General features: G+C 39.6%; 4 protein-coding genes. 3 read left to right on the top strand and 1 reads right to left on the bottom strand.

Features of this window, described 5'->3' with window-relative positions:
* Positions 1 to 111 precede the first annotated feature (111 nt).
* A complete protein-coding gene (locus B8115_RS05605; protein ID WP_083861784.1) occupies positions 112 to 813 on the top strand; it encodes a LuxR family transcriptional regulator in 702 nt (233 codons plus the stop codon).
* 7 nt (positions 814 to 820) lie between these two features.
* Here B8115_RS05605 and B8115_RS05600 read toward each other — a convergent pair whose 3' ends face one another.
* Positions 821 to 1459 (bottom strand): acyl-homoserine-lactone synthase, encoded by a 639-nt coding sequence (locus B8115_RS05600; protein ID WP_158409640.1) that lies wholly within the window; start codon positions 1457 to 1459, stop codon positions 821 to 823.
* Positions 1460 to 1748: 289 nt separating this feature from the next.
* Here B8115_RS05600 and B8115_RS05595 point away from each other — a divergent pair, with 289 nt between their 5' ends.
* Positions 1749 to 2888 carry a hypothetical protein gene (locus B8115_RS05595; RefSeq protein WP_083861782.1) on the top strand — a complete coding sequence of 380 codons (1140 nt, stop codon included), beginning with the start codon at positions 1749 to 1751 and terminating at the stop codon, positions 2886 to 2888.
* The coding region (locus B8115_RS05590; protein ID WP_202949060.1) for an aconitase family protein at positions 2885 to 3657 on the top strand (773 nt) is incomplete at its 3' end. The genes B8115_RS05595 and B8115_RS05590, both read left to right, overlap by 4 nt.

Here is a 3657-nt window from a genome sequence, read left to right as displayed (position 1 = left end):
CTCACCACGACTACAACCGGTTTTTATCAAAACAACCACTTCTAAATAAATATTTATCAGCTCCACAAAAATCCAAAACAATAACTTAAAATCTCCAGCGAGAACACTGACATGAATACAAATAAAATGTTGGAAGAATTTAAGGATTACCTAACAAAATGCAGCGAAGGAAACTATCCGGAAATATTAGGAGAATATTTTGGAAAATTTGACATACCTTATTTTGCCTACACCTACATATATAAAGATTTTAGTTATGACTATGCAATATCAATAAAAACCAATTATCCTGAGCAATGGGTAAGTATATATACAGACAGGAAATTACATAAGCTAGACCCAGTAATCACAACTGCAGCCCATACTTCTTCACCCTTCGAATGGGAGAATATAAACAAAAAACATTCTGAAATATTTATTGATTCAAAAAACTATGGAATTTCTCAGGGTTTTACTATCCCTTTCCATGATCCTGGATTTTCTTATGGAGCTATTAATCTTTCGGCTCCAGAGGATTATCCCAATATAAACAACCTGATCAAAAAAAACTTTGAAACAATAATTACCTTATCTTATTTTGCGCATATCTATCGCCCCCTTTCAATGCAAACTGACACCGGAATGGACTTAAATGAAAATGAAAGAGAGTGCTTGCACTGGGCCTCACTTGGAAAGACTTGCCATGAAACTTCACTGATAATGAATATTTGCGAAAGAACAGTAAAATATCATCTCTCCACAGCAATGACAAAATTAAACGCCTGCAACATAAAGCAAGCTATAGCCTTGGCCATTTGGAGAGACTATTTGTGAATCATAGCTAATCACCCAATAGTTTTTTCTTGAGATTAGACAAACTGTTACTATTACAATGTAGATGAACATAAAACACAGGAGCACCGAATTTTATTTTATCTTCATTTACTAGTGCATACTCCCACCCTGAGAAATTTATAATTTTCAGCATTGCTTGATCTACAATAACTTCATAAAAGTCAATATCTTTTATTTTGGAAAATTCGATCATTTTTATAAACATGGACAATGTTCTTTTATCAAGCCCTCCCCTAACTCTTAATGGTTTCCCCTCGGGCGCACTAGGCCTTAATAAGCAGAACCGTGATGCCTCCCATGCTTTATTAACAGCTTCAATTGAGCTGATTGCTCTTAAGCAACTAAATGTCTGCGAAAGCAACGTACTGCATAGTGATGGTCGTAGCCGAACACATCCCGTTAGCTTATTCCCTTCAACGACGTATATATAATATGCCAAGTCATCATCATACTTATCACTTTCCTGCTCGCCACCATCATAACTGTCAATACACCATCCTCTACGATCGATAAAAGAAATTTTTCTGATGCTGAAAATCTGTTCTAACATCAGATTCTCAATATCGCTGTAATTACTTAAAAGTACATTAAGACAGTTTTCCACTCCGCTTTTTTCCATCATCATTAACTCCTCCTTCATTTCTCCAGTGCTCTACGCCTATTATCTAGTAAGGCGCAAGCAATCATGAATAAATTATTAAATCCCCAAGATCAGGCACCAACTAAATCGCATACTTGCTGCTGCCGCCACTTCAGAATAATAGCTTGCTATCATTTTTTTCGACTGTCCGAAAGTACAGTGAAAGGTGGGGGTTCTTTGGCTATACCGAAGCTGAGCAACAAAAAAACCTTGATTCGACCCCGAATTACACCTCGTCATGTATATTTATTAATTGGTTACTCGGAGAATAAAAATGCGACACGACATCGTTTTGGAAGATACAACTCTAAGAGATGGAGAGCAAGCTCCTGGCGTAGCGTTCAGAAAAGAAATAAAAATAAAAATATTTAATGCATTAATAGATGCAGGAGTGAAATGGATAGAGCCAGGTATTCCAGCCATGAAGGGGGAGGAAGTAAGTACAATCCAAGAAATGCTAGAGAGAAAAAATGAAGTAAATCTCATTGGATGGAACAGAGGTATCAAAGAAGATATATGCTATTCTCTTGACTTAGGATTTAATGCCATACATATTGGCTTGCCAACTTCTGATAAGCATCTAAAAGGAAGCGTTGGCAAGAGCGCAGAGTGGCTAGTCGGCACAGCTAAAGAACTCGTAAAATACGCGAAGGACCGCGGTGCCTTCGTTTCAATAAGCGCAGAAGATGTTGGCCGAACTGAAATCCCATTCTTACAAGAATATGCCATCGCAGTAGAAGAAGCTGGTGCTGATCGACTTCGCCTATCAGATACAATAGGAGTGCTATCACCTGAGGAATATGGTAGGCGAGTTGAGGCTGTAAGCAAGGTTTCGTCTATAGACACTCAGTGCCACTGCCATAATGATTTTGGATTAGCAGTAGCTAATACTTTAGCTGGTCTACGTGCTGGAGCAAAATATTTTCATGTTTGCGTTAACTCAATGGGCGAAAGAGCTGGCATGCCAGATCTCGCACAGATGACTTTAGCGCTAAAATTTTTATATGGGCGAGATGTCGGAATAAGGACTACACATCTTAAAGCTTTATCAGACCTAGTTTCTCTAGCCAGTAACCAACCACTTCCCGCGTGGCAACCAGTTGTTGGAGAGAATGTTTTCGCGCATGAATCTGGGATCCATGTCAACGGTATGCTGAAAGACACATCCACTTTCGAGCCATTTCCGCCTGAAGTGGTGGGAAATCAACGCCGATATGTTATCGGAAAGCACTCAGGAAGAGCAACGCTACGTAATACATTGGAAGAAAAAGGAATAATACCTCGAGATGATTTACTGTCTATGTGTTTAGTAAAAGTTAGAGAGGTGTCTACCTATCAGGGTGGAGCTCTGACGCCAGAGCAACTTTCCAACATATATAAAAACCTACAGGATGAGGCGGAGGCAACCCCATGAATAAGTTGCCTGCCACTTTTGTAGAGAAGGTTATAACTCAGCATGCTGATCGGGAATCAGTCGAAGAGGGTGATCTAGTTACAGTAAAAGTTGACAGAATATATCTTCAGGATGGGAACACCCCAACAATAAGTAAATTATTTAAAAAATACGGATTCAAAACGGTATTTGATGCACAACGCATCGGGGTTTTCTTCGACCATTCTGTATTAGCTCCAGATAAACACATTGCGGATAGATTAAAGGAAGCAGAAGAATTTGCAGAATCTCTTGGACTAAAAATTTTTAGAGCAGGAAGTGGAATCAGCCATGTCGTTGCTCTTGAAGAAGGGTGGTATGAGCCAAAGACAATTGTTATAGGTTCTGATTCCCATACTTGTACAGGCGGTGCAGCTCAATGCCTGTCACTAGGAATGGGTGCATCAGATTGTACAGCAGCGATGGTGACAGGCGAAACTTGGCTAAAGGTGCCCTCCACTATTTGGATTAATGTAGAGGGCAGCCCTGTGAATATCACAAAATCTCGCGATTTAGTTATGTATATTTTAAGCTTATACGGCCAGACTCCCTTTCTTTACAAATCTATCGAGTGGAATGGCACATGGATTGAAAATCTGAGCTTAGACTCCTGTGCAAGCTTAGCAAATCTCGGCGTTGAGATGGGGGCAAAGTGCTCTATATTACCTCCTGGCAATGGTCGGCCTGCGCAAATGCTTCCATTAACATTGCCCGATGCTGGTGACCCTCGAGTAATTAATTTAAATATAAA

It is taken from the genome of Halomonas sp. KM-1, from assembly GCF_000246875.1.
In the GTDB taxonomy this organism is placed as follows: Bacteria; Pseudomonadota; Gammaproteobacteria; order Pseudomonadales; family Halomonadaceae; genus Halomonas; species Halomonas aerodenitrificans.
The sequence above is the reverse complement of the archived record's forward strand: the minus strand, read 5'-3'. Positions and strand labels throughout refer to the sequence as shown.

Coding starts and splice junctions, on each gene's coding strand:
- B8115_RS05605 (WP_083861784.1), top strand. CDS start 112: ATGAATACAAATAAAATGTTGGAAGAATTTAAGGATTACCTAACAAAA.
- B8115_RS05595 (WP_083861782.1), top strand. CDS start 1,749: ATGCGACACGACATCGTTTTGGAAGATACAACTCTAAGAGATGGAGAG.
- B8115_RS05600 (WP_158409640.1), bottom strand. CDS start 1,459: ATGATGATGGAAAAAAGCGGAGTGGAAAACTGTCTTAATGTACTTTTA.